Source organism: Neorhizobium galegae, from assembly GCF_017877135.1.
Lineage (GTDB): Bacteria > Pseudomonadota > Alphaproteobacteria > Rhizobiales > Rhizobiaceae > Neorhizobium > Neorhizobium galegae_A.
This window is the reverse complement of the sequence record NZ_JAGIPH010000005.1, coordinates 145925-167131: the sequence shown is the minus strand read 5'-3', so window position 1 is coordinate 167131 and position 21207 is coordinate 145925. Positions and strand designations below refer to the sequence as shown.

13 protein-coding genes are annotated in these 21207 nt (G+C 63.7%); 8 read left to right on the top strand and 5 right to left on the bottom strand.

Going from position 1 to position 21207, the window contains the following annotated elements; translation table 11 throughout:
* Nucleotides 1-30 precede the first annotated feature (30 nt).
* A complete protein-coding gene (locus tag J2858_RS15990; RefSeq protein ID WP_210105823.1) occupies nt 31-963 on the top strand; it encodes an L-lactate dehydrogenase in 933 nt (310 codons plus the stop codon).
* A 2-nt stretch (nt 964-965) separates the two neighbouring features.
* Here J2858_RS15990 and J2858_RS15985 read toward each other — a convergent pair whose 3' ends face one another.
* The gene (locus J2858_RS15985) at nt 966-2033 is read right to left on the bottom strand and encodes an HWE histidine kinase domain-containing protein (protein WP_210105822.1); all 1068 of its coding nucleotides are present in this window, start codon (nt 2031-2033) and stop codon (nt 966-968) included.
* Nucleotides 2034-2253: 220 nt separating this feature from the next.
* Between J2858_RS15985 and J2858_RS15980 the strand changes: the two genes are divergently transcribed.
* The 7 genes from J2858_RS15980 (at nt 2254) to J2858_RS15950 (ending at nt 11497) form a co-directional block, all read left to right on the top strand.
* Nucleotides 2254-3189, top strand: coding sequence for a LysR family transcriptional regulator (locus tag J2858_RS15980; RefSeq protein WP_210105821.1), 936 nt, complete (start codon nt 2254-2256; stop codon nt 3187-3189).
* Between the two features lie 138 nt (nt 3190-3327).
* Entirely contained in the window at nt 3328-3807 is a 480-nt protein-coding gene (locus J2858_RS15975) for a formate dehydrogenase subunit gamma (protein WP_210105820.1), read from the top strand.
* Complete coding sequence (locus J2858_RS15970; protein WP_210105819.1) at nt 3804-5372, top strand: formate dehydrogenase beta subunit; 1569 nt, start codon at nt 3804-3806, stop codon at nt 5370-5372. The genes J2858_RS15975 and J2858_RS15970 overlap by 4 nt, the downstream gene beginning before the upstream one ends.
* Before the next feature lie 258 nt (nt 5373-5630).
* Entirely contained in the window at nt 5631-8513 is a 2883-nt protein-coding gene (gene fdhF, locus J2858_RS15965) for a formate dehydrogenase subunit alpha (protein WP_210105818.1), read from the top strand.
* A 9-nt stretch (nt 8514-8522) separates the two neighbouring features.
* Nucleotides 8523-9347, top strand: a complete 825-nt coding sequence (gene fdhD / locus J2858_RS15960) for a formate dehydrogenase accessory sulfurtransferase FdhD (RefSeq protein WP_210105817.1) — start codon at nt 8523-8525, stop codon at nt 9345-9347.
* Entirely contained in the window at nt 9337-9681 is a 345-nt protein-coding gene (locus J2858_RS15955; protein ID WP_210105816.1) for a formate dehydrogenase subunit delta, read from the top strand. The genes fdhD and J2858_RS15955 overlap by 11 nt, the downstream gene beginning before the upstream one ends.
* Before the next feature lie 163 nt (nt 9682-9844).
* A complete protein-coding gene (locus J2858_RS15950) occupies nt 9845-11497 on the top strand; it encodes an OFA family MFS transporter (RefSeq protein ID WP_210105815.1) in 1653 nt (550 codons plus the stop codon).
* An 82-nt stretch (nt 11498-11579) separates the two neighbouring features.
* Here J2858_RS15950 and J2858_RS15945 read toward each other — a convergent pair whose 3' ends face one another.
* The 4 genes from J2858_RS15945 to J2858_RS15930 form a co-directional block, all read right to left on the bottom strand.
* On the bottom strand, nt 11580-12425 hold the full coding sequence (locus tag J2858_RS15945) for an asparaginase (RefSeq protein ID WP_210105814.1): 846 nt from the start codon (nt 12423-12425) through the stop codon (nt 11580-11582).
* A gap of 156 nt (nt 12426-12581) precedes the next feature.
* A complete protein-coding gene (locus J2858_RS15940) occupies nt 12582-13061 on the bottom strand; it encodes a chemotaxis protein CheW (protein ID WP_210105813.1) in 480 nt (159 codons plus the stop codon).
* Nucleotides 13061-14848 carry a methyl-accepting chemotaxis protein gene (locus J2858_RS15935; RefSeq protein WP_210105812.1) on the bottom strand — a complete coding sequence of 596 codons (1788 nt, stop codon included), beginning with the start codon at nt 14846-14848 and terminating at the stop codon, nt 13061-13063. Before J2858_RS15935 ends, J2858_RS15940 begins: the two co-directional genes overlap by 1 nt.
* A gap of 224 nt (nt 14849-15072) precedes the next feature.
* Nucleotides 15073-21171, bottom strand: coding sequence for a translocation/assembly module TamB domain-containing protein (locus tag J2858_RS15930; protein ID WP_210105811.1), 6099 nt, complete (start codon nt 21169-21171; stop codon nt 15073-15075).
* Nucleotides 21172-21207: the final 36 nt, after the last annotated feature.

Sequence of the window (21207 nt, the reverse complement as noted above, 5' to 3'; positions counted from 1 at the left end):
AGTGGTCCTGTCATTCAACAGGAGTTGCGCATGAAGGTGGGGATCGTAGGCGCCGGCATGGTCGGCAGTACGGCAGGCTATGCGCTGGCGCTGACGGGCACGGCAAGCGAAGTGGTGCTGGTGGATAAGAACGGCTCGCTTGCGCTGGCGCAGGCGGAGGATATCGCCCACGCCACGCCCTTTCATTCCGCCACCAAGGTGACGGCCGGCGGTTATGAGGCGCTGGAAGGGGCAGGCGTGGTCATTCTCGCCGCCGGTGTCAGCCAGAAACCCGGCGAAGACCGGCTCTCCCTCCTGGAGCGCAATGCCGATGTTTTTCGAAGCATCGTGACGTCTGTGCTGTCCGTGGCGCCTGACGCCATTCTTCTGGTCGCTTCCAACCCCGTCGATATCATGACCGATATTGCCACCCGCCTGTCCGGCCTTGCGCCGCAGCGGGTGATCGGCTCGGGCACGATCCTTGATACGGCGCGGTTTCGCACGCTGCTTGGGCGCCAACTTGGCATTTCCGCTCAGTCCGTCCATGCCTATGTGCTGGGTGAGCATGGCGACAGCGAAGTGCTGACCTGGTCGAATGCCCTGGCCGGGTCCGTCTCCGTCGCCTCCTTTGCCGAACAGGTGGGCAAGCCGTTGACAGCGGAGATCCGCGCCTTGATCGACGACAACGTGCGCAACGCCGCCTATCGCATCATCGAAGGCAAGGGCGCCACCTATTATGGCATCGGCGCCGGCCTGCAACGGATCGTCAAGGCAATCGCGCTCGATCAGCGGGCAGTCCTGTCGGTATCCATGGTGACACAGCTTGTGGAAGGTGTGGCCGACGTTGCGCTGTCTGTGCCGCGCGTCATCGGGGCGGCGGGTGTGCTGGCGGATCTTTTCCCGGATCTTGATGATGGGGAACACAAGGCGCTCGCCCGCAGCGCTCACATCATCAAGGAGCGGACCGGCTCGATCCGCCTCTGATCTCAGCCATGGCGCAGCTGATCGGTCGACAAGGTGTAGCGAAGGCCAGACGGAACATAGGCGAGCAGGGCTGTTCCGCCGAAATCATGCGGAACGACACGCTCCATCAGCGTTGTCCCGAAGCCGCGGCGCGAAGGAGGTGCGACCGTAGGGCCGCCATTTTCCTGCCAGGTGAGGCGGAAGCGACCAAGACCGTCACCCTCCCAGGTAATCGCCACTGTCCCGTTATCGGCATGCAGCGCGCCGTATTTGATGGCATTGGTCGCCAGTTCGTTGATGGCGAGCGACAGCGAAAGCGCCTGCTTTTCATTGAGCATCACCTGAGGGCCGCTCATCAGGATGCGCTCGGCCGTCATCCGGTGCGGGGCAAGGCCGATGTCCAGAACCTGGCGCACAAGCACGTCGCCCTTGCCGGTTTCGGTGAGGAGCGCATGGGCGCTCGCAATCGCGGAAAGCCGCTGCAGGAGCAGCGGTCGGATTTCCGCAAGAGGCCGTTCCGAGCGCAGGGTCTGGCTGACGATCGAATTGACCGTCGCAAACATGTTCTTGATCCGGTGCTGCAGTTCCGACGTCATCAGCCGGGCCTGCCGCTCGCTCGCCACCCGCTCCGTTGTCTCGATTGCGGTCGCCAGAAGTCCGGCAATCTGGCCGGCATCGTCGCGCAAAGGATTGTAGCAGAAGGTGAAACAGGCCTCTTCTGGATAGCCTTTGCGCGACACCGTCAAGGGCACGTCTTCCCTATAGGAGGCTTTGCCCGCCTGCGCTGCGGCGGCGATCGGCCCCATTGTATCCCAGACGTCCGACCAGACGTCCGAAAATGGCCTTCCCATGGATTCCGGTTTCCCACCGAGGATCGGGCGAAACGGGTCGTTATAGAGGGTGATCAGTTGCGGCCCCCAGGCAATGGCGGCTGGAAAGGCCGAGGTGAGAATGGAGGCAGCAATGGTGCGCAGCGAAATCGGCCAGGTCTCGAGCGGCCCAAGCGGTGTGGACGTCCACTTGGTATCGCGGATCAGCGCGGCCGAAGCACCGCCGCCTTCCAGGAATGAGAATGTATCCTTTATCGTCACGGTTCCTCCCGCCACTGCCTCCGAAAAAGTCGAGACGCCGCGCCCCGATGTTCGCATCTAGGGCAGGAAGCGAACGAGACAACTTTGTCGTGCCTCTTTCGTATACCGCGTCGGTTGCCATCCGGGCCAATGGTTGACCTTTGCCCCCGCAATTGGCCACAAGAGAGGGTGCGAGTGCCGACAGGGAATGTCGGCGCCCAAATCTTTCCGCGAGGGCGCCATGATCGACAAGCTGGAATTCTTCATTGCGCTTGCCGGGGCCGGTCATTTCGGCCGTGCGGCGGAAGAATGCGGCATTTCGCAGCCGACGCTCTCGGCCGCGATCCGCCAACTGGAGGATCAGCTCGGCGTGGTGCTGGTGGTGCGCGGCTCGCGTTTCCAGGGGCTGACGCCGGAAGGGCAGCGCGTGCTGGAATGGGCGCGCCGCATCGTCGGCGATACCCGCACCATGCGTGAGGAAATGCGCGCCGCCCGCAAGGGCCTTGCCGGCCATATCCGGCTGGCGGTCATCCCGACCGCGCTTGCCATGGTGCCGCGGCTTACCGAACCCTTTCAGGCCCGGCATCCGAACGTCACCTTTTCCGTCACGTCGCGCACCTCGCTGCAGGTTCTGAGCCAGCTGGAAAATCTCGAGATCGATGCCGGCATCACCTATCTCGACAATGAACCGCTTGGCCGCGTCACGACAGTTCCCCTGTATTCAGAGCGCTATCACCTGATTGCCGCTGCCGGCACGCCGCTTGCGGATTGTCAGAGCGTGACCTGGAAGGAAGTCTCGGATCTTCGGCTTTGTCTATTGACCCCGGACATGCAGAACCGCCGGATCATCAACAAGCACATGGCCGAAGCCGGGGTCCGGGCCAAGCCGACGCTCGAATCCAACTCCATGATCGTGCTGTTTTCCCATATCCGCACCGGCCAGTGGGCCTCGATCATGCCGCGTAACGTTGCGGAATCCTTCGGTTTTCCCGAGGAGATCCGGATGATCCCGATCAGCGAGCCGGAGGCCGAGCATCTGGTGGGCCTCGTTGCCACGCATCGCGAACCACACACGCCGCTCGTCTCCGCCCTGATGCACGAGGCGCGATCCCGCGTTGCAGCATCCGCGTTTGATAGTTTTTTTCTATCGCACAACGAGACGGCGATATTGACCTGATGTATGCATCTTCGTCATCCTTCACGAACAGGCAGCGTTGCCGTTTCGGATGACGGCGCCCGGATCGCTTGCGATCCATGACAGCAACCGGCGATTTGTGCCGGAAGCGTGCCGGGTGTCGGTTTGGGAGGACTGACCATGAATGTTCGGGTGGTTGCCGTGGATGAGGCAACCCGTATTGCGGCCATCATCGAGGACTGTCGGCATCTGGAAGGTCCGATGCTGCCGATCCTGCACAAGGTGCAGGCCGAATTCGGCTATATTCCCGAGGGCGCCAAGCAGATCATTGCTGAGGCGCTGAACCTGTCGCGCGCCGAGGTGCACGGCGTCGTCACCTTCTACCATGATTTCAAGGATCATCCGGCCGGCCGCCACACGCTAAAACTCTGTCGCGCCGAAGCCTGCCAGTCAATGGGCGGCGATGCGCTGGCCGAGCGGGCGAAGGCGAAGCTCGGCCTCGGCTGGCATGAAACGGCGGCAGATGGCTCGGTCACGCTCGAACCGGTCTTCTGTCTCGGGCTCTGTGCCCAGGCGCCGGCAGCCATGTTCGACGGTGAACTCTATGCGCGTCTCGACGAAGACTGTCTGAACGATATTGTCGCGGAGGTGCGTGCATGAGCGTGCCCGAAACCATCACTGTTTTCGTTCCCCGCGATGCGGCAGCGCTTGCTGTCGGTGCCGACAAGGTCGCCGCCGCGATCGAGCGCGAGGCAAAGGCCCGCAATCGCGATGTGCACATCGTCCGCAACGGCTCGCGCGGCATGCTGTGGTTGGAAGTGCTGGTCGAGGTGCGCACTGATCACGGTCGCGTCGCCTATGGCCCCGTCAGGGCTGCCGACGTGCCGTCGCTGTTCGAGGCCGGCTTCCTTGCCGGCGGCGATCACCCGCTCTGTCATGGGCTGACCAGCGAGATTCCCTTCCTCAAGAACCAGACACGGCTTACCTTCTCCCGCTGCGGTATCACCGATCCTCTGTCGCTGGAGGATTACCGGCACTACAAGGGCCTCACGGGTCTTCAAAAGGCCGTGGCCATGCCGCCAGCCGACATCGTCAAGCAGGTCACCGACAGCGGGTTGCGCGGTCGCGGCGGCGCAGGCTTCCCGACCGGCATCAAGTGGAAGACGGTCGCGGACGCGACGGCCGACCAGAAATACATCGTCTGCAATGCCGACGAGGGCGACAGCGGCACCTTCGCCGACCGGATGATCATGGAGGGCGATCCTTTCGTCTTGATTGAGGGCATGGCGATTGCCGGCATCGCGGTCGGCGCCACAAAGGGCTATGTCTACACCCGCTCCGAATATCCGCATGCCATTGCCATCATGGAAGAGGCGATCGCCATCGCCCGCCGGGAAGGCATTCTCGGTCCGTCCGTGTTGGGGTCGGCTTACGCATTCGACATGGAAGTGCGCATGGGTGCCGGCGCCTATGTCTGCGGCGAGGAAACCTCGCTGCTGAACAGCCTGGAAGGCAAGCGCGGCATCGTGCGCGCCAAGCCGCCGCTGCCGGCGCTGCAGGGCCTGTTCGGCAAGCCGACGGTGGTCAACAACGTCATGTCGCTCGCCTCCATCCCCGTCATCATGGACCGCGGCGCTGAGTTTTATCGCGATTATGGCGTCGGCCGTTCGCATGGCACGATCCCGATCCAGCTTGCCGGCAATCTGAAGCATGGCGGGCTCTATGAAACCGCCTTCGGCCTGACGCTCGGAGAACTGGTCAACGAGATCGGCGGCGGCACTGTCAGCGGCCGCCCGGTCAAGGCGGTGCAGGTCGGCGGCCCGCTCGGCGCCTATTTCCCGCCGGCGCTGTTCGACACTGTGTTCGATTATGAGGCCTTCACGGCCGCCGGCGGTCTCATTGGCCATGCGGGCATCGTGGTGTTCGACGACAGCGTCGACATGCTGAAGCAGGCGCGCTTTGCCATGGAATTCTGCGCCGTGGAAAGCTGCGGCAAGTGCACGCCCTGCCGCATCGGCTCGACGCGCGGCGTCGAGACCGTGGACAAGATCGCCCGTGGCATCGAGCCGGAGAAGAACAAGGTGCTGCTGGAAGACCTCTGCAACACCATGAAGTTCGGCTCGCTCTGTGCCCTCGGCGGCTTCACGCCCTATCCGGTGATGAGCGCCATGACGCATTTTCCGCAGGATTTTGCGCCGGCCCCCGTGAGGGAGGCTGCGGAATGAGTGTCAGAGAAAGACCCCTCCCGCTCGCTTTGCTCGCCGCCCTCCCCACAAGGGGGAGGGCTCGGCGCGCGGCACCGTCCCGCCCAACGCAAGCGAATAAGGCAGCTGCACCGTCGCTAACCCACTCGTTTGGCTACCGGGAGCACACGGCCGCCACGAGTTATCTCCCCCCTTGTGGGGGAGATGGCCGGCAGGCCAGAGGGGGTCTCATCTCCCGTTCGTCCCGCGTTCTCGCCCATTGCGCACAGGAGGCCCTTCATGCCCCTCGTTCCTGAAATCGATTACGGCACGCCCGCCTCGCGTGCCGAAAAACTGGTGACGCTCACCATCGACGGCCGGCAGATCACCGTGCCCGAGGGCACCTCGATCATGCGCGCCTCGATGGAGGCCGGCATTCAGGTGCCAAAACTCTGCGCGACCGACATGGTCGATGCCTTCGGCTCCTGCCGTCTCTGTCTGATCGAGGTGGAGGGCCGCAACGGCACCCCGGCCTCCTGCACCACACCCGTTGCGCCCGGCATCGTCGTCCACACCCAGACGGAGCGGCTGAAGGCGATCCGCAAGGGCGTGATGGAGCTTTACATCTCCGACCATCCGCTCGACTGCCTGACCTGCGCCGCCAATGGCGATTGCGAGCTGCAGGATATGGCCGGTGCCGTCGGCCTGCGCGATGTGCGCTACGGCTATGAGGGCGAGAACCATGTGAAGGCGCGGTCTGCCGAGGGCGGGATCAATGCGCAGTGGATGCCGAAGGACGAGAGCAATCCCTATTTCACCTATGACCCGTCGAAATGCATCGTCTGTTCGCGCTGCGTGCGCGCCTGCGAGGAGGTGCAGGGCACGTTTGCGCTGACCATCGAGGGCCGCGGTTTCGACAGCCGCGTCTCGCCCGGCGCGCATGAGGCCTTTCTCTCTTCCGAATGCGTTTCCTGCGGCGCCTGCGTGCAGGCCTGCCCGACGGCGACGCTGACGGAAAAGTCGGTGATCGCCATCGGCCAGCCGGAGCATTCGCTGGTGACCACCTGCGCCTATTGCGGCGTCGGCTGTTCGTTCAAGGCGGAAATGCGCGGCGAGGAGCTGGTGCGCATGGTGCCCTGGAAGGATGGCCAGGCCAATCGCGGCCATTCCTGCGTCAAGGGTCGGTTCGCCTATGGTTACGCAAGCCACAAGGACCGCATCCTCAACCCGATGATCCGCGAGAAGATCACCGATCCCTGGCGCGAAGTGACCTGGGAAGAGGCCTTTGCCCATGTCGCCTCGGAATTCCGCAGCATCCAGTATCAGTACGGCCGGGAATCGATTGGCGGCATCACCTCGTCGCGATGCACGAATGAAGAAACCTATCTCGTGCAGAAGCTGATCCGCGCCGGCTTCGGCAACAACAATGTCGATACCTGCGCCCGTGTCTGCCATTCGCCGACCGGCTATGGTCTCGGCCAGGCCTTCGGCACCTCGGCCGGCACGCAGAATTTCGATAGCGTCGAGCATTCGGATGTGGTGCTGGTCATCGGCGCAAACCCGACGGACGGGCATCCGGTGTTCGGTTCGCGGCTCAAGAAGCGCCTGCGCCAGGGCGCGAAGCTGATCGTCATCGATCCGCGCCGTATCGATCTGGTCAAGACGCCGCATGTGGAGGCTGCCTTCCACCTGCCGCTGAAGCCCGGCACCAATGTCGCGGTGCTGACGGCGATTGCTCATGTCATCGTCACCGAAGGCCTGTTTGACGAGGCCTTCATTCGCACCCGCTGCGACTGGTCCGAATTCGAGGACTGGGCGGCTTTCGTCGCCGAGCCGCAGCACAGCCCGGAAGAAACGGAAAAGTTCACCGGTGTTCCGGCGGAAGACCTGCGCGGCGCGGCGCGTCTCTATGCCAGGGGCGGCAATGGCGCGATCTATTACGGCCTGGGTGTCACCGAACACAGCCAGGGCTCGACCACGGTCATGGCGATTGCCAACCTGGCGATGGCGACCGGCAATATCGGTCGTCCGGGCGTCGGCGTGAACCCGCTGCGCGGCCAGAACAATGTGCAGGGCTCCTGCGACATGGGCTCCTTCCCGCACGAACTGCCGGGCTATCGCCACATCTCGGATGATGCGACGCGCGAAACCTTCGAAAAGCTCTGGGGTGTCACGCTCAACAACGAGCCGGGGCTTCGCATTCCCAACATGCTGGATGCCGCCGTCGAAGGCTCGTTCAAGGGCATCTACATCCAGGGCGAGGACATTCTCCAGTCCGACCCGGACACCAAGCATGTCTCCGCCGGTCTGGAAGCCATGGAATGTGTCGTGGTCCACGATCTCTTCCTGAACGAGACCGCCAATTACGCGCATGTCTTCCTGCCGGGGTCCACCTTCCTGGAAAAGGACGGCACGTTTACCAATGCCGAGCGTCGCATCAACCGCGTGCGCAAGGTCATGACGCCGAAGAATGGCTATGCGGATTGGGAAGTGACCCAGAAGCTGGCGCAGGCCATGGGCTTGGCCTGGACCTATGGCCATCCGTCCGAAATCATGGACGAGATCGCCGCAACGACACCGAGCTTTGCCGGCGTGTCCTACGACTATCTGGAGAAGAAGGGTTCGGTGCAGTGGCCCTGCAACGAAAAGTTCCCGGATGGCTCGCCGATCATGCATATCGACGGCTTTGTGCGCGGCAAGGGTAAATTCATACGAACGGAATATGTCGCGACTGACGAACGCACCGGCCCGCGCTTCCCGCTGCTGCTCACCACCGGCCGCATTCTCAGCCAATACAATGTCGGCGCCCAGACGCGGCGTACGGAGAATGTCGTCTGGCACGAGGAGGACCGGCTGGAAATTCATCCGCACGATGCCGAACAGCGCGGCATCAAGGATCGCGACTGGGTGAAGCTCGCAAGCCGCGCCGGCGAGACGACCCTGCGCGCGCTGATCACCGATCGAGTGGCGCCGGGCGTGGTCTATACCACCTTCCACCATCCGAACACGCAGGCCAACGTCATCACCACCGACTTCTCCGACTGGGCGACGAACTGCCCGGAATACAAGGTGACGGCTGTGCAGATCTCGCCCTCCAACGGTCCGACCGAATGGCAGGAGGATTACGAGGAACTCAGCCGTCGCTCCCGCCGCATTGCCGGCAAGCTGGAAGCGGCGGAGTAGGGCAGGTTAATGGCAGAAAACACCAGCCGCACGGTTCGGGAATGGCGCTTCCGGCAGGGGCAGATGGTGGATGGCCATCGCATCGTGCCGGAAGAGGTGCCGATCGCCTTTTCCTATGGCGGTTCCACCCATGCCGTGATGATGGCGACACCGGCCGATCTCGTTGATTTCGCCTACGGCTTTTCGCTGGCCGAGGAGATCATTGTGTCGGCCGCGGATATTCTGGATGTTGAACCGGTCGAAGCCGGTGCCGGCATCGATGTGCAGGTGACGCTGAAGGATCAAAGCGCGGACGCTCTCACGGCGCGGCGTCGCCGCATGGCGGGGCCGGTCGGATGCGGCCTCTGCGGCATCGAATCGATCGAGCAGGCGGCGCGGGCCGTGGCCCGCGTGCCGGAGGGGCGCCTTCATCTGACGCCGGCCATGGTGGCGGATGCGGTGCGTGAGCTCGGCGACGGCCAGACCCTCAACCGCGAAACGCGCGCCGTGCATGCCGCCGGCTTCTATCGTCCCGGCCGGGGCATCGCCGCGATCCGCGAGGATGTCGGCCGCCACAACGCGCTGGACAAGCTCTGCGGCGCCGTGATCCGCGCCGGTCTCAAGCCCGCGGACGGCGTGGTGGTCGTCACCAGTCGTCTCTCGGTGGAAATGGTGCAGAAGACGGCGCTGCTCGGCTGCTCCTGTCTCGTGGCGGTCTCCGCCCCGACCGCGCTTGCCATCGAGACGGCGGAGGAGGCGGGCATCACGCTGATCGGCATTGCCCGCGGCGATGAATTCGAAGTCTTTACCAGGCCTGATCGTCTGACGACGGGAGAAAGCAGCCATGTCGCTTAGCCACACCGATGAAAAGCTTGTCCGCATGGCAAACCAGATTGCCACCTTTTTCGGCTCGCAGCCGGAGGCGGTACGCGTGGATGGCGTTGCGACCCACATCAACAAGTTCTGGGAGCCGCGCATGCGGCGTCGTTTCTTCGAGATGATCGATGCCGGCATCGGTGGCTTCCTGCCGCTGGTGGTTTCGGCTGCGGCAAAGATCAGGCGCCCGGAAAACCCGACGACGGAGGACGTCGGTCTCGGCGCGGATGCAGCAAAGGGCGCGCCGGGCGGCAAGGGCCCGGTCGCCGGCGAATCCCTGTCGGAACCCAGCGTTCCGGCCGGCGTCACGTAAACGACGCTTGGTTCGGAACAAGCCGGATCGGTCCGTTTCTGCCTTGCATGACCAGAAAGCCGCCGATGGGGAGATCGTCGGTCTTCTGGAGTGTGAAACCGCGCTTCCGTTGCGCGGGCAATGAATTTCATTTTCCTGACAGCCCAAGAGGAGGAGTTCGTCCATGGCAGTTGCAGGTGTAAGTGGAGGGGATCTTGCCGGCATCGGCCTCCTCGACCGGGAGCGCATCATTGCGAGACCCGGCTTCAATCGTTGGCTGGTTCCGCCGGCCGCACTCGCCATCCATCTGTGCATCGGCATGGCCTATGGCTTCAGCGTGTTCTGGCTGCCGCTTTCCAAGGCGCTGCCGGCCACGGATCCGAGCTGCTCGAGCCTGACGCTTGCCGGCGCCTTGTTCACAACCGCCTGCAACTGGCGCGTGGCGGATCTGGGCTGGATTTATACACTCTTCTTCGTGCTGCTCGGCTGCTCGGCCGCCATCTGGGGCGGCTGGCTGGAACGGGTTGGGCCGCGCAAGGCGGGCTTCGTGTCCGCCTGCTGCTGGTGCGGCGGCATTCTCGTCGCCTCGGTCGGCGTCATGACGCATCAGCTGTGGCTGATGTGGCTCGGTGCCGGCGTGATCGGCGGCATCGGCCTTGGTCTCGGCTATATCTCACCGGTGTCCACGCTGGTCAAATGGTTCCCCGATCGGCGCGGCATGGCGACCGGCATGGCGATCATGGGCTTTGGCGGTGGCGCGATGATCGGCGCACCGCTTGCCAATCTGCTGATGACCTACTTCAAGACGGATGTCTCGCCGGGTGTGTGGCAAACCTTCGTGGTGATGGCGCTCGTCTATTTCGTCTTCATGATGGGCGGCGCCTTCGGCTATCGCATCCCGCCGTCCGGCTGGCGTCCGGAAGGCTGGACGCCGCCGGTGGCAAAAAGCAACATGATCACCCACCGCCACGTGCATCTGCGCGATGCGCACAAGACGCCGCAGTTCTGGCTGATCTGGGCCGTGCTCTGCCTTAACGTGTCTGCCGGCATCGGCGTCATCGGCATGGCCTCGCCCATGCTGCAGGAGATTTTTGCGGGCTCGTTGATCGGCCAGCCGGGTGTCGCGTTTGCGCAGCTCGATGCCGGACAGAAGGCGCAGATCGCCGCGATTGCCGCCGGCTTCACCGGCCTGCTCTCGCTGTTCAATATCGGCGGTCGCTTCTTCTGGGCCTCGATGTCCGACAAGCTCGGCCGCAAGAACACCTATTTCTGCTTCTTCATCCTCGGCATCGTGCTCTATGCGCTGGCGCCCACGCTCGCGCTGATGGGCTCCAAGGCGCTCTTCGTGCTCGCCTTCGGCATCATTCTCTCGATGTATGGCGGCGGCTTTGCGACCATCCCGGCCTATCTCGCGGATATTTTTGGCACGCAGTTCGTCGGCGCAATCCACGGCCGGCTGCTGACGGCCTGGGCGACGGCCGGCATCGCCGGGCCCTTCGTGGTGAACTATATCCGCGAGGCACAGATCGCCGCGGGTGTTGCACCGGGACCGGCTCTCTATACCAGCACGATGTACATCCTTGCCGGCATGCTGGCGGTCGGTCTCATCGCCAATGCCTTCGTCAAGCCGCTGTCGGACAAGTGGTTCATGTCGGATGCGGAGGTTGCGGCGCTGCAGGCGAAGACCGCCGCCGCCAATGCCGGCCCGACGGGCTCTTTTGGTATTGGCAAAGGCGGGTTCGATGCGAAGGCTGCCCTTGCCTGGGCCGTCGTCGGCATTCCGCTTATTTGGGGCGTCTGGGTAACCTTGAGAAACAGTCTCGCGATCTTCGGTTGATCACTGCTGAAAGCCATGGCTCCATAATGTGAAAGGCGGTCTTCGGGCCGCCTTTTGTCTTTCCGGCCTCCGGCCGATGCGGTCAGTTCAGCCAGAGATGAATAAGGGCTGCTTCCGGCGTTTGGCGTCCACCGTTTTCAACGCCCGTGCTCCAAAGGCCGGCACCGGCTGCATAGGCGCCGGGCTCCAGGCCGCCGGCCTCGCACTGGCTGACGGCCCGGATGCGCTTGCCGGATGCCACGGCCTTCTGGAGGGCAGACAGGATCGCCGGATTGTTCATGGCGGTGCCCGATCCAAACACCCTGAGCACGGCGCCATCGAGAACGGAGAGTGAGGCGGCAATGAGGTCAGCCGGCATGCCCGGCGAAAGCGTCAGTACGCCGAAGCGGCGGGTGTCGAAGCGGCGCGAAAGGGGAGGGACGGCTGCGTCCTGCGGCAGCGATCGGAAGGCGTCATGGGCATGGCTGTCGTGCTTTACAAGCCCGCCTGCCGGCATCAGGCGTCCGGCAAAGGCAAGCGTGACGCCTGAGCCTCCCGCACAGGCGGCCGTGATTGCAAGCGTCAGGTTCTCCTCTGCATCGCCGCCCTCTCCAAGCGGGACCATCGAGCCGCACAGAATGATGCACCGGTTCTCGCCTGCCAGAGCCTGAGCCAGGGCCGCACCGGTAAACGCCATCGTATCGGTGCCATGCGTGATGATCACGGGAAGGTCCGGATGGGCGGAAATCACGTCCAGCATCTCGTTCCAGTGCTGAGGGCCGACATCGGCGCTGTCGAGGAGGGGGCTGAACACATGCGTCAGGAGCGTCGTTGCCTCTGGCAGGCGATCGGCCACGGCCGCCTCCACGATACCCGGCTGCGGTTGAAGTCCGTCCGGCCCTTCTGCCATGCCGATCGTTCCGCCGGTGTGGATGAGGAGCAGGCGCATGGGATGTCCCTGAACTTTGAAAGATGATCCGTCTGGTAGTTCAGCCGTCCGCCAAGATCAAGAAGTCTGGAGCGCGGCGTGGCGGGCGATCATGCAAAAGGGCAGCCGCGGTCTCCCGCGCTGCCCCTGCAAAGACGTACCTGCTGCCTGAAAAAATCAGGCGGCCATATCTTCCAGATCGCTGCCCTTGAACATCTTGGAGAGGTTCAGGAAGCAGATCATGCCGTTTTCATTGGCAATGATGCCTTCCGAAAAAGACTTGTCGAAGGAGGCCGAAACTTCCGGCACAGGCTGCACCTGATCGGACGGAATCGTCAGAATGTCGGAGACGCGGTCGACCAGCATGCCGATGACCATGTTGTGCACTTCCGCAACGACGATGGCCGAACGCTCGTTGGCAACCGTGCTCTTCATGCCGAGCTTGTAGGCGAGATCGATGATCGGAATGACCGAACCGCGCAGGTTCATCACGCCGATCACGTCGGACGGGGCATGCGGGATCGGCGTGGACGGTGCCCAGCCGCGGATTTCGCGGATCGTCGTCGTCTTCACGCAGAATTCCTGATCGTGGAGGCGAAACGCGATGATCTCGAGCATCTCACCGCTGTAGCTTGTGGAATTGATCATCGTCGCCATCAAAATTCTTCCCAACTTTCCGATGCCTGAGCGGCCGCGGCACCACCGGAATTGGTGCGTGCAACCTTCGCCATGAGTGAGCGTGCCGGGGATGCGACGGGGCGTGCATCGGGTCGCGCAAGACTTACCTTAGCGGAATATTGTTTCCCAAAACTGAATCGCGAAATCAGATTTCTGAGCGATTCTGCCTCGCGTGCCAGATTGTGGCTGGCGGCGGAAGACTCCTCCACCATCGCCGCATTCTGCTGCGTGTTCTGGTCCATCTGGTTCAGTGCCTTGTTGATTTCTTTGAGGCCGCCTGCCTGTTCGCGGCTGGCTTCGACGATGGCGGCCACATTGCCGTTGATGTCGCCTACCTCTGCGATGATCGATTGCAGCGCCTTGCCGGTTTCGTCGACTAGGGAAACACCCTGGAGCACCTGCTGGCTGGACGTATTGATCAGGGCCTTGATTTCCTTGGCGGCTTTTGCCGAACGCTGGGCAAGCTCGCGCACTTCCTGGGCGACGACGGCAAAGCCCTTGCCGGCTTCGCCGGCACGCGCGGCCTCGACGCCGGCATTTAGCGCCAGAAGGTTGGTCTGGAACGCGATATCGTCGATGACGCCGATGATCGAGGAGATTTCGCCGGCGGAGTTTTCGATCTGCCCCATGGCGGATATGGCGTTCGAGACGACTTCCCCGGAACGGGTTGCGCCGGCGGTGGTGCGGCTGACCAGCTGACCGGCCTCTTCCGCCCGCTTGGCGCTGGTTGCCACCGTCTGTGTGATCTGGTCAAGGGCGGCTGCGGTTTCCTCGACGGCAGCGGCTTGCTGTTCCGTGCGCTTGGCAAGGCTGTCTGATGCCTGACGGATCTGTTCGGAACCGGCAGCGATCGCTTCGGCATTCTCTCCCACCACCTGCATCGCCAGGCGCAGTTTCTCCATCGACTCGTTGAAGTCGGTGCGGATCTGTTCAAGGCTCGGGATGAAGGGCTGTGTGATGCGGTGCGTCAGATCGCCCTGCGACAGCGCGGTGAGGCCGCCTGCGATATCGTCCACGGCGCGCACACGCTCGGTAATGTCGGTGGCAAACTTGACGACCTTGAAGACGCGCCCGTTGCTGTCGAATATCGGATTGTAGGAGGCCTGGATCCAGACAGCCTTGCCGCCCTTGCCGATGCGCTTGAATTCCGCCGCAATGGCCTCGCCTGCGGCCAGCTTCTTCCAGAAGGTGGTATAGTCCGTGCTGTCGCGAAAGGCTGGCTCGACGAATAGGCTGTGATGGCGGCCGGTGATCTCGCTGAGGCTGTAGCCAAGACAGGTGAGGAAGTTCTCGTTGGCGGTGAGGATGTCGCCGGTCGGTGTAAATTCGATGACGGCCTGGATCTTCGAGATCGCAGTGATCTTGCCGGCGTCTTCAACCGCCTTCAGCTTGGCGGCCGTGATATCGGTCGCGATCTTGACCACTTTGACGACCTTGCCCCGCACCGTGACAGGATTGTAGGAGGCCTGGATCCAGACCTCCTTGCCGCCTTTGCCGATACGCTTGAATTCGGCAGCCTGGAACTCGCCGCGCGCAAGCTTTGCCCAGAAATTCTTGTAATCCTCGGACCGTGTATAAGCGCCCTCGCAGAACATGGCGTGCTGCTTTCCCTTGATCTCCGCCAGTGTATAGCCGAGCGCACGGCAGAAGTTCTCATTTGCCGAGAGGATCCGGCCCGTAAGGTCGAATTCGATCAAGGCCTGCGAACGGCCGATCGCTGAAAGCAGGTTGCTGGCGTTGCTTGTCGGCAGGAAACTGGGGGGCATTCTATTACCTCTATCGGATCGAAAGACAGCGCTGCGTCTGCAGCGGTCACTGCCCAGCGCACGAGCAATTGCACTGAATGTAGCTGTCGTCCGTTAAAGATACGTCAAATCTAATAGGCCGGTGAACGCACCAGATATCCGTGAAGGCGGATCAGATTTCGGGGCTGCTGGGGCGTGATCTGATGAACGTGCCGAGGGGGCTGTCGCCTAACGTGTCAACGCTCTTAATATTCGCGCTCGTAGAACACGCCGGCAGAGCCGCCCTCGCTTCCGGCCGATCCTTTGAGCTTTACGCCGCGGCCGACATCGAGATTGATCGAGGCCTTTGCGCCGCCACTGCTGCCACCCTGTTCCAGCTGGAAATAGGTTCGGTTGTTGATGTAGCGCCCAACGGAGACCGATGTCTGGCCGCTCTCATCCGTGTTGATGTCAAGATCATCGACGCCGAGGCCGCTGCGCAGCGTCTGCAGGAGGGAGTTGGAGCCACCGCCGGCAAGCTGGGTGACCGCATCGGCAAGCTGAGCGATCTGCAGGGCCGAAAGGCGGGACATCGACTGGCCGAAAATCAGCCGCGCCAGAACCTCGTCCTGCGGCAGGGAGGGAGAGGAGCCGAAGCCGATGTCCGGATTGTTGGCCGGTCCTGTCACCGTGATATTGATCGTCGTCTGGTCGGAGGCGGTGCTCGCCACCAGATCAAGAACCGGCACGAGACTGCCGCCAAAGGTGATCTTGCCGGTCGAAAAATCGAGCCGCTTGGTCAGAATGATGATCCGGCCGCGGCGCATTTCAAAGCCTCCGGTCACCACCGGTTCGGCGGACGAACCGCGAATGGTCAGCGAACCGCCAAGCTCCGCGTCAATGCCGCGTCCGCGCACGAAAATGCTGTTTCGGGCGGTCATCGTCAGATCGAGCGCGATCCCGGCACTGGTCTTCGACCCCTCCTTCGGCTGAAGGCTCGCAAGGAGGGCTCGCACATCGGCAGGCGCGTTGCGATGCTTGACGTTGAGTTCGGCCAGCGACGAGGGAAGGCTGGCGGGAACCGTGATATCGGCTTTCAGCAGCGTCACATTGCCGGACAGTTTCGGGCCTTGCAGCAACGGGCCTGACAGGTTGAGCGCACCGTTGACCGTTGCCGTCACCAGGTTGCCGTCGACATAGGTGGCATTGGCAAGGGCAATATCGAGGTCTGCCGCAAAGCCCTCGTTAAGCCCGACGGAGCCGTTGACGGTGACGGTGCCTCCGGTCGACAACGTGCCTGACAGACGAGAGATGACGGCCCGGTCACGGCTGAACTCCACCGAGCCGGCAATGCCGTTCACCGCAAGATTGCGCGTCACATCGACGAGCCGTGCGGCAGAGGTCGAGGCCCTGCCGGTCACGGAGGGAGCGGCGGCTGTTCCGCCGACGGCCACGTTCACATTTGCATTTCCCTCCAGCACCAGTCCCTGCGCGGAGAGCTGCGCGGCAAGTAGAGCAAAGGGCACGGTGCCATCGACGCGCAGATCGAGCGGCCGGTTGCCCGTAAGCCCTATGCTGCCGCTTCCGCGCAGGGAAAGGCCGCTTGCGCCGCCAAGCTGTGTTTCGAAGGCGACCCGATTGTTTTCAAACGTGCCGTTTGCGGTGATGCGGAAAGGCGGAACCCCGGCGCTCGTCGTCTGGGCAAGGGCCGCGTCGGCCCAGGTGAGATCGAAGCGCGCGCCGTTTGCACCTCCGCCGGGCAGGGCGGACACCTTGCCGGACACTGTGCCTGCGGCACCAAGACCCGGAACAAAGGCATTGGCAAGGCGTGCGGGAACGGCGGCAATATCGGCGTTCAGATTGAGGATCGGCGGCGCATTTTCATTGGTGGTGACGGTGCCGCTCGCGCTGATCGACAGGCCCTGCGGTCCGGTCAGGCGGGTCGTGCCGAGGGTCAGGCGGCCGCCCTCGAAGCTGCCGGCAGCCTTCAGCGTCAGGTTGGAGATCCCGGCATCGCCCTGGCGGCGGATGACGCCGTCTGCCCATTGCAGATCGTATTTGACCGCGGGTGCCGCGACCGTGCCGCTCAAGGCTGCTGTCCCCGACAAAGTGCCGCCTGCATCGACATCCGGAACAAAGCCGCTGATCAGGCTTGCCGGCAGCGAGGCGATGGTTGCCGAGACATCAAGCGCCTTGTCACCGGAGAGGCCGACCGTGCCGCTTGCGGAGACGGCGAGACCGGAGGGGCCGGTCAGGCCCGCCTGCTGAAGGGTGAGGATATTGTTGGCAAATGTGCCGCGTGCCGCAACTTCCAGGCCGGCAAGGGCGGCGTTTCGTGTCTGCCGCGTCTGGGCATCCTGCCATTTGAGATCAAACCGGGTGGCCGGTGCCTGCGGAGAACCGGTGGATGCCACGGTGCCCGAGATCACGCCACCGGCGTCGAGGCCCGGCACGAAGGCATTGGCCAAATTGGCGGGCAGGGCGCGGATATCAGCGTTGAGATCGAGCGCCGGCGCCTGCGGTCCGGTGAGGATCACCCGGCCCGATGCGGTGAGCGAGAGGCCGGAGGGGTCGCTGAGCTGCGTCTGCTCGAGCGTCAATACGCCGTTTTCGTAGCGACCAAGAGCGCGAAGATCCAGCGCCTTGACGCCCGCGCTTCGGCTTTGGGTGGTGGCGATATCGGCGACGGTCACGTCATAGGTCGCAACCGGTGCTGCGAGCGTGCCGCTTGCCGAAATCGTCCCGCTCGCCGTACCGCTTGCAGCAAGTCCCGGCCGGGCAAGATTGGCAAGTGCTGCAGGCAGGGCCGCAAACTGTGCCGACAGGGCAAGCGCGCCGTCGCTGCCCAGCCCAACCGTGCCGTTGGCGGCAGCCGAAAGCCCGTTTTCGCCGGAAAGCCTGGCCTCTGTCAGGGTCAGAAGCTGATCGGCATAGCGACCGCGCGCAGAAACGGTGAGTGGGCCGACACGGGCTTCCCGGGTGGCTTCGGCGGATGCTCCGGAGAGCTGAAGATCGAAATCGGCCTGTGGTGCCGCAAGCGTTCCGCCGGCGGCCAGGGTGCCGGACAGAGTGCCTTCAGCCTGTAAGTCCGGGCGCACGGCATTGACCAGACCGGCCGGAACATTGGTAAGCGTGGAGCGAAGCGTGACCGGCTGGCCGCCATCGAGACCGACTGTGCCGGCGGCCGTCACGGAGAGGCCGTGCGGGCCGGAGATCGACAGGTCGCCGATGCTGAGAAGCCGCTGCTCGAAATGGCCGCTCATCTGACCGGCAAGATCGCTCAGACCGGCGCTTCGGGTTTCAGCCGTCGATGCGCCGCCGAGCGCGAGGTTGAAATCGGCAACCGGCTCGCTGATCGTGCCGGTCACCCGGCCGCTGCCCTTCACGGTGCCTTTGGCGGCAAGCTGCGGGCGAAGGCTGTTGGCAAGCGCTGCCGGCAGCGAGCCGATTTCCGCCTGCATGACGATACGGCGCGGCTCGTTGACGGCGACCGTACCATTTACGGATACATCCAGCCCGTCCTGGCCCTCGAGGCCGGCGTGATCGATGGTGACGGTCCCGTTCTGGAACTGTCCACGCGCGGAGATCGATAGCGGGGCAATGCTGCGGGCACGGGTCTCGGCAAGCTCTGCCTCTTCCCAGTTGACGCTGTAACGAACGATCGGGGAAGCGGCTGTTCCGCTGACCGTTGCGGCGCCGCCCATGCGCCCCGAGGCTCCCAGTCCTTCGACAAAGCCATTGGCCAGTTGTGCCGGCAGGTCACTTGCCCTGACGGCAATGTTCAACTGCTGGCCGGCGCTGCCATCGACGAGGACGGTGCCTGCACCGACGGCAAGCTTGACGGAGCCGATTTCGGTTCGGCCTCCAGCGATGCGCAGCGAGGCCGGCTCCTTCAGGTGAAGATCGACACCGCCCGGTGCCGCCGAAAACCGATCCATGGCAACGAGCATGGCGTTGCTGTCGGACCGATCCACCCGTGCGGCAAGCGCAAGCGGCGCCCCGGCATAGCTGGCGGCAAGATCAAGCCCGGTCAGCGCCCCGTCCTGCTTCAGGGTCACCACCGCATCGGAAATGGCCTGCGCACCAAGGGCAACGCGGGCTGCGCGAAGCGTGCCATCGGCCGCAAGCGTCTTCACATTGCTGCTGGACAGCGCAAGAACCGGCTTCTCCAGCATAACACCCTGTGCAGTGAGAGACTGGCCGGATGCGTCCAGCTTGGCGGCCAAGACGCCGTTTGAATTGGAGAGATCAAGCGTGCCGGACAAATCGCCGCTTGCCGGCTGGCCGGCAAATGCCGTGAGAAGCCCGACATCCGGAAGCGCAAACTCCAGCCGGCCGGCGGGCAGATAGTCGCGGGAAAACGTCAGAGATCCGCTCACACGGTTGCTGCCGGCTTCCAGCAGCATGTCGCCCAGCGAAACGAGCTCGTCCTTCTGGCGGATCTGGGTCTTGAGATTGATCGGCTTGCCATCCACCCGGCCCGTCGCCTGCAGGGCGCCATTGGGCTCCTTGCCCGTCACGACCCCCTGGAATGCAAGGCTGATGCCCTCGAACAGATGGCCGCTGAAACGGGCTTCCGCCGCATTGATGGCGGCCTTGGCGCCAAGTGCCTCGATCGGTCCGGACAGGACCACGTCATAGCCGGCCGCGCCCTTGGCGTCCGGCCGCAGCTTGGAAAGATCCGGCGCGCGCCCGGCCAGGTGCGCTTCCAGCTTGCCGTCCTTCAGCAGAATATTGCCGTGACCTTCCAGCAGGCTCGACTTGACGACGAGGTTCTCCAGGCTCATGCGCCCGCCGATGACGGCGTCAATGTAACCCTCAACCCCGACCATGCCGTCGAGATACTGCCCTGCCACCTCCGGCAGTCCGTCAGGATTGAGTGACATGCGGACATTGCCGGTGACGGATTGCTGCGATAGGTTGTAGGCGCCGCTGATGGTACCGGAAATATTGCCGCTTTCGAACGTCGAGGCATCAAGGCCGATGGCCGGCAGCGCAAGCCGGATCGGCGCATCGAGCCGGATCGGTCCGTCGATCAACCGGTCGAGATCAGGATCGGTGAAATTGGCCTCTGCTGCGGACAGGCGCGTGCGGACGCTGCCGGCCCACTGGCGCAGATTGAGGTCTTCGCTTTCCGCCTGCACCCGCACCTGTCCGAAACGCGCATCCGCGGTGGAAATGGACTTCAAGGCGGCCGTCGCATTGAAACGGGAGGATTCGGCCGGTCCGGTCAGTGTGAAATTCAGGTTGTCGAGCGCAAAGCGCAGCGGCTCGTCTTCCAGTGGCCATTCCATCGCAACCGCGCCGTTGATGGCTGTCGCGCTGCCCATCAGGCTGTTGTCGCCGGACGGATCGAGCGCGCCGGAGGCGGCAACCCGCATGGCACCGGTCGTAAGCTCGCTCTTGCTGATTTCGATACGGCCATTCGGGCTGATCAGCGCACCGACATTGATATCCGTGCGGCCGGCAAACAGCGGGCGAAGCGTTGGCGGCAGCAATTGCGCCAGCTGCCCGCCACCCGAGATCTGCAATTGATGGCGGCCCTCTGCCGTCAGCGTGTGCCGGCCGTCCATGCTGATCACCGGCTGGCCGTTCACCGTGCCGCGCAGCTGTCCGCTCCAGCTCGACAGCGGTCCCTGGCCGTCCAGCGCCAATGCCAGCGATGGGGCGCCGGGAAGGTGCAGCAGCCGCGCCAGAAGCCCGCCCTGCGGCTCGGCCACCAGAGCCTGCAGTTTCAGTTCGTTCTGTCCCGGTGCAAAGACAAGGTCAGCCTTGGCAAGCGCATTGGGAGCATCCTTGCGGTTGGCCGACAGTTTGAGGGCCACGCGCTCGCCGGTCGCATTCGCCGAGCCTTCCGCCGCAATCTGGAAGCTGCGCCCGGTGACGGCCGGCGCAAGGATGATGTCGGGAAGGCTGATGCGGTCGATATCGATGGCGACGGGCAGCGAAAAACCGCTGCCGGAATTCTGGCGGGTCTGCTGGCGCGGCGCCTTGACCGGCACGGGCGGACGCGAGACCTCGACGCCGGCGATTGCAATGGTTCTTGCGTGGAAGGTCCGCTTCAGGAGCGACAACGGCGACCAGTCGACATCGATGTCATGCGCCTGCGCATAGACGCCTTTGACATCGGATACCGTCAGGTTGTCGATCCTCAGGCGGCCGGTCAGCAGGCCGCGCGGCGGGGACATGCTGATGGTCTGGCCCGGCGAGGACAAGAGCGAGGAGGCAAACTGCCCCGCCAGACGGTTGCCGGCAGGCACGAAACCGAGGAACATCACGAAGCCCAGCGCAGCCACGAGCAGAAGCGCTGCCAAAAGCAGCACTGCGCGCGCTATTCCAGCCGTCTTGCGGGACGATGATGTCATGGACCCGGGTTCATCCTTGTTCCTTCGGGACGTGAT